The organism is uncultured Limnohabitans sp. (assembly GCF_937889215.1).
Classification (GTDB): Bacteria; Pseudomonadota; Gammaproteobacteria; order Burkholderiales; family Burkholderiaceae_C; genus Limnohabitans_A.
Genome location: NZ_CALBEX010000335.1, coordinates 1 through 5273, shown reverse-complemented (window position 1 = coordinate 5273; position 5273 = coordinate 1). Strand labels below are relative to the sequence as shown.

The 5273-nt window shown below is 58.8% G+C and carries 7 protein-coding genes; 4 read left to right on the top strand and 3 right to left on the bottom strand.

The window, feature by feature from the left end; translation table 11 throughout:
* The 3 genes from Q0341_RS08590 to rpmG all read left to right on the top strand — a co-directional run.
* A partial coding sequence (locus Q0341_RS08590) for an FAD-dependent oxidoreductase (protein WP_299512139.1) occupies positions 1–459 on the top strand: 459 nt, incomplete at its 5' end.
* A 389-nt stretch (positions 460–848) separates the two neighbouring features.
* Entirely contained in the window at positions 849–1082 is a 234-nt protein-coding gene (rpmB, locus tag Q0341_RS08585; RefSeq protein ID WP_026039317.1) for a 50S ribosomal protein L28, read from the top strand.
* 26 nt (positions 1083–1108) lie between these two features.
* Positions 1109–1279 (top strand): 50S ribosomal protein L33, encoded by a 171-nt coding sequence (gene rpmG, locus Q0341_RS08580; protein WP_006298735.1) that lies wholly within the window; start codon positions 1109–1111, stop codon positions 1277–1279.
* A gap of 374 nt (positions 1280–1653) precedes the next feature.
* Here rpmG and Q0341_RS08575 read toward each other — a convergent pair whose 3' ends face one another.
* Complete coding sequence (locus Q0341_RS08575; RefSeq protein ID WP_299512132.1) at positions 1654–2865, bottom strand: fatty acid desaturase; 1212 nt, start codon at positions 2863–2865, stop codon at positions 1654–1656.
* 112 nt (positions 2866–2977) lie between these two features.
* Positions 2978–4264 (bottom strand): RsmB/NOP family class I SAM-dependent RNA methyltransferase, encoded by a 1287-nt coding sequence (locus Q0341_RS08570; protein WP_299512129.1) that lies wholly within the window; start codon positions 4262–4264, stop codon positions 2978–2980.
* 56 nt (positions 4265–4320) lie between these two features.
* Here Q0341_RS08570 and Q0341_RS08565 point away from each other — a divergent pair, with 56 nt between their 5' ends.
* A complete protein-coding gene (locus Q0341_RS08565; RefSeq protein WP_299512127.1) occupies positions 4321–4557 on the top strand; it encodes a DUF1653 domain-containing protein in 237 nt (78 codons plus the stop codon).
* A gap of 80 nt (positions 4558–4637) precedes the next feature.
* Here the strand turns inward: Q0341_RS08565 and purN are convergent, their stop codons facing one another.
* Positions 4638–5225, bottom strand: coding sequence for a phosphoribosylglycinamide formyltransferase (gene purN / locus Q0341_RS08560; protein WP_299512142.1), 588 nt, complete (start codon positions 5223–5225; stop codon positions 4638–4640).
* Positions 5226–5273: the final 48 nt, after the last annotated feature.

Sequence of the window (5273 nt, the reverse complement as noted above, 5' to 3'; positions counted from 1 at the left end):
AACATCGCCAGCAAGGTCTATTTGGTCCACCGCCGTGACAAGTTCAAGGCCGAACCCATCTTGGTGGACAAGCTGATGGAAAAAGTGGCGGCCGGCAAGATCGAGCTCAAGACCTTCCAGACCCTGGAAGAGGTCTTGGGTGATGCATCGGGTGTGACCGGTGTGCGCCTGAAAAGCACCGTCGACGGCAGCTTGCACGACGTGGAACTCAAGGGCTGCTTCATCGCCATCGGCCACTCGCCCAACACCGACATTTTTCAGGGCCAGCTGACACTGGAAAACGGCTACATCGTGACCCAAAGCGGCTTGAAGGGCTTTGCCACGCAAACTTCAGTGCCCGGCGTGTTCGCTGCGGGCGACGTGCAAGACCATGTCTACCGCCAAGCCATCACCAGCGCAGGCACGGGCTGCATGGCCGCGCTTGATGCGCAGCGTTTTCTGGAACAGCACAACGGTTGAAGCCCTGCCATTTGGCCGCAGCTCAGCAGGCCAAATGGCGTTTGAGCGCCATCAGCGCACCTCTTCTAAGGGGTTGTGGGTGCCTGCCGGGGTGATGTGGCAAAGTGAAGCGCCTCTGAACCCCGGCAGGCACCCGCAACGCCTCACCACCAAAACTCAAACCACCCTGCTTTTGTCACAAAAGACTGTCCAAAGAGTCCAAGCCCCTGCTTTCTGGCTATAATTCAAGGCTTTGCTGGATCTACCCGGATTGTCATTCGGGGTCACAGAACCAGCGATCTGGGATACCGCCACCCATCTTGGCGAGGTGAGGCTGGAGCGCCAGGCCCCATGCAAGTCTGCATGAGACCCATCGGCACCGGCTGTTTTAAAAGTATCGGAGTGTCCACATGGCACGCGTTTGCGACGTAACGGGCAAAGGCCCAATGACGGGAAACAACGTTTCCCACGCCAACAACAAAACCAAGCGCCGGTTCCTGCCGAACCTGCAATACCGTCGTTTCTGGGTTGAAACAGAAAACCGTTGGGTGCGTCTGCGCGTTTCCAGCGCTGCTCTGCGCCTGATCGACAAAAACGGCATCGATGCCGTGCTCGCAGACCTGCGCGCACGCGGTCAAGCCTAAACCCAGAACATTAGGAGTCATCTACCATGGCAACCAAAGGCGGACGCGAAAAAATCAAGCTGGAATCCACAGCTGGCACTGGTCACTTCTACACGACCAGCAAAAACAAAAAAACCATGCCCGAGAAAATGTCGATCATGAAGTTCGACCCCAAAGCTCGCAAGCACGTTGAATACAAGGAAATCAAGCTGAAGTAATTCAGCCTGAGCCTGTCGCAAAAAACCCGCCTCTGGCGGGTTTTTTCATGGGCAAGAACTTGTGAAAAGACCTGCCTTGCATGGCAGCACCGAACCCAAAGGCGTCGACCAACAAACACCTGTGCATTCCACGGGTTCGACGTCTTCGCGCAGGACGGGCCTTCACGGTCCGACATCCATATTTTCGCAAAGCGACATTTCAATCGGCGTTGGTGCGCAAGAGATGTCGGACCTAAATGTGCCGACCTACAAAGGCCCATCGATTCGGAGGGATCGGCCCCACAGATCACACACCTCAACACCGCCATCGAAACACCTTGACCCCAAAAAACAACAGGGCCCGAAGGCCCTGTCTGAATGGTCTCTGAAAAAAATCAGGCTGTCTGGCGTACTGCGCGCAACTTGACCGAGAAATCACGCAAAGCAGCAATGCCACTTTCTTCGGCGCGGCGGCACCAGGCTTGCAGATCAGCTGCCAGCTGCTCGCGTGAATGCGAGGTGTTCAGCCAAATTTGGCTGAGCTCTTCGCGCATTTGCACCATCTTGTCGAGCACCGGACTGGCCGCACGGGCTTGAGCAAGTTGGGCTTTCGCATCGGCAGGCACTTTGGCCGCATCGCGGTGCAGCCAGCGGTGGGCGGCTTGCAAGACATGGGCGTCCAATTTGAGCTTGTCGGCTTCTTGTTGCATCACGGCGCGCACATGGCGGGCGTACCCGGCCATCACTTCGTAGCGGTTGGCTATCAGGGCTTCCAGAGTCTTCTCGTCGGCCACGGGGCGAATGTCGCCATAAGCCAAACGGGGTGGCGTCTTTTTAACGGTCGCCATGCCCAAGGTCTCCAGAATACGGATGTAGAGCCAGCCAATGTCGAACTCATAAGGTTTGACAGACAATTTGGCCGACGTCGGGTAAGTGTGGTGGTTGTTGTGCAACTCTTCACCACCGATCAGGATGCCCCAAGGCGAGATGTTGGTGCTGGCGTCGTGCGCCTCGAAGTTGCGGTAGCCCCAGAAATGGGCCGCACCGTTGATGATGCCTGCCGCCGTGATCGGGATCCAGGCCATTTGCACCGCCCAAACCGTCAAGCCCAGGAAGCCAAACAAGGCCACATCGATGATCAGCATCAGCGCCACGCCTTGCCAGGAAAAGCGGGTGTACAGGTTGCGCTCGATCCAATCGTCAGGCGTGCCGTGACCAAAACGCTTGATGGTGTCCAAGTTCTTGGACTCCTTGCGGTACAACTCTGCGCCTGTGAACAACACGGTTTTGATGCCGTGCACATGCGGGCTGTGCGGGTCTTCGGCTTGCTCGCACTTGGCGTGGTGTTTGCGGTGAATGGCCGCCCACTCCTTGGTCACTTGGCCGGTGGTCAGCCACAGCCAGAAACGGAAGAAGTGTGAAGGAATCGCGTGCAGGTCCAAAGCGCGGTGCGCTTGGTGACGGTGCAGAAAAATGGTAACGCTGGCGATGGTGATGTGGGTCAAGCCCAAGGTGATCAACACCATTTGCCACCACGACAAGTCGAACAGGCCGTTGCCCATCCACTGAACCACTGCATCCAAAAAAGCCCAATCAGGCAACAACATGAGTTTGTCTTTCTACTGAGGCCTGATTCCAGGCAATTCGGTGATTTTAGGTTTTTCGTCCCAAAAAGGACAGCAATTTCGACTGAACGCGCATTGAAAATGCACCAATTGATTACTTTTTAACCCATGCGGCGGCAAAGAAGCCGTCCGTGGCATGGCGGTGAGGCCACAAGCGCAGGAATGTCCCTGCCGACGGGCCATCGCCAGAAGGCGCAGCAGAACACAAGCTGGCGGGGTCAGGCACCTTGAGCCGTTCCAACTCTTGGGCCACGTTGAGGGGAACAAAGTCGGGGTTGGCGGCGCTGAAGGCTTGCGCGATCAACTCATTTTCTTCAGGCAACACGCTGCAGGTGGCATACACCAGACGCCCGCCCGACTTGACCATGCGCGAAGCACTTTGCAAGATGGCCTGCTGCTTCTCGGTCAACTCTTGAACAGCTTGTGGTTTTTGACGCCATTTCAAGTCAGGGTTGCGGCGCAAAGTGCCCAGACCCGAGCAAGGCGCATCGACCAGCACTCGGTCGATCTTGCCCGCCAAGCGCTTGACACGGTCATCGCGCTCATGGGCAATGGCCGCCGGATGCACATTGGACAGCCCACTGCGTGCCATGCGCGGCTTAAGCGCATCCAGGCGGTGGCCCGACACATCGAACGCGTACAAGCGGCCGGTGCTGCGCATGGCCGCGCCCAGCGCCAGCGTCTTGCCGCCTGCACCGGCGCAAAAATCCACCACCATCTCACCCCGGTGGGCGTCGACCAGCAGAGCCAAGAGCTGCGAGCCCTCGTCTTGCACTTCGATGGCGCCCCTTGTGAACGCATCGGTTTTTTGCAGCGCAGGCTTGCCTTGCAAGCGCAGGCCCCAAGGCGAATAAGGCGTGGGTTCGGCGGCAATGCCCGCTTGCGCCAGTTCTTTTTGAATCTCGCTGCGCTTGGCCTGGAAGGTGTTGACTCGCAAGTCCAAAGTACCCGGTTGCTGCAGGTGTTCGGCCAGCGCCCAAAAGTCGTCGCCCAATTGGGCTTGCAATGCTTGCGCCATCCACTCGGGCAGGTTGTGGCGGTGCGGGGCCATCAGCGCGTCAGCGGGGATCGCATCGCAAGTGGCCAGCCACTGCTTTTCGGTGTCGTTCAAGGCTGCGGCCAAAAAGTCGCGGGGGCCGAAGAAACCCAAAATCGCCAGCTTGCGCTCTTTGGCGCCCGAGCCGGACCGGGCCAGTTGCTCAAACAACAGTTTCTTGCGCAACACGGCAAAAGCGGTTTCGGCCAAGGTGGCGCGCTCACGCGGCCCCAGAGCACGGTGTTCGCGAAAATAACGCGACACGACAGCGTCGGCGGGGTGTTCAAATTGGAGAACCAGCCTGACCAAATCGGCACAGGCGTCTAAAAGGGCTTTTGGATGCATAGAGGTGTATTGTCCCATCCCCAGCCCTTGTGACAGACCCACACTTCAGGAAAGACATGTCCGAAACACTGCCACCGATGATCGAAACGCCCAAAGGGCTTTACCAACACTACAAAGGCGGTCAGTACCGCGTGCTGGGCACCGTGCGCCACAGCGAAGACCTGCAGCCCATGACGCTGTACCAAGCGCTGTACGGCGAGCAAGGCCTGTGGGTCAGGCCTGCGGCCATGTTTGCCGACGTGGCCGAGTTCAATGGAAAAGTTCAGCCGCGCTTCACCCGGATCGGGGACTGACGAGGATCTGGTAGGTCGGTGGCTTTAGCCCCGACATGGGCTTCAGGCAAGCGATCCCTGTCGGGGCTAAAGCCACCGACCTACTTAGGCAGGCCACGCAGAAATTCAGCCACCGCCAGAGGGTAAGTGATGTGCTCTTGGGTGAGCACACGCGCTGCCAATGTGTCGGAAGTGTCGTCCGCTAACACCGGCACCACCGCCTGCGCCAGGATGCTGCCATGGTCAAGCTCGGCCGTGACCTGGTGCACCGTGGCCCCGGCAAAACGGCAACCGGCGTCGATGGCCCTCTGGTGGGTGTTCAGACCCGGAAACGCGGGCAACAAAGACGGGTGGATGTTGATCAAGCGTCCGTCGTAATGGGCCACAAAGCCAGGGGTCAGGATGCGCATGAAGCCGGCCAACACCACCAACGCGGGCGCGTGCCGGTCGATCTCGGCCATCAAGGCGGCATCAAAGTCTTGTCGGCTGGCAAAGGCCTTGTGGTCCAGCACGCCAGTGGCAATGCCATGGCCCTGGGCGAAAGCCAGGCCTTGGGCATCGGCCCGGTTGCTCAGCACGGCGGCCACCCGGGCGTTCAGGCGCTCAGCCCAGCGACCCTGCTCTGCGGCACGCACGATGGCGGCCATGTTGGAGCCCGAGCCCGAAATCAGAATGACGATGTTTCTCATGAAGGGCAGAATTATCCCTGCAGGCGAGCGCCAACCCGGCATTTGTCG

Bases quoted from the DNA above. Each gene is read 5' to 3' on its own strand.
- rpmB (WP_026039317.1), top strand. From the start codon at position 849: ATGGCACGCGTTTGCGACGTAACGGGCAAAGGCCCAATGACGGGAAAC.
- rpmG (WP_006298735.1), top strand. From the start codon at position 1,109: ATGGCAACCAAAGGCGGACGCGAAAAAATCAAGCTGGAATCCACAGCT.
- Q0341_RS08575 (WP_299512132.1), bottom strand. From the start codon at position 2,865: ATGTTGTTGCCTGATTGGGCTTTTTTGGATGCAGTGGTTCAGTGGATG.
- Q0341_RS08570 (WP_299512129.1), bottom strand. From the start codon at position 4,264: ATGCATCCAAAAGCCCTTTTAGACGCCTGTGCCGATTTGGTCAGGCTG.
- Q0341_RS08565 (WP_299512127.1), top strand. From the start codon at position 4,321: ATGTCCGAAACACTGCCACCGATGATCGAAACGCCCAAAGGGCTTTAC.
- purN (WP_299512142.1), bottom strand. From the start codon at position 5,225: ATGAGAAACATCGTCATTCTGATTTCGGGCTCGGGCTCCAACATGGCC.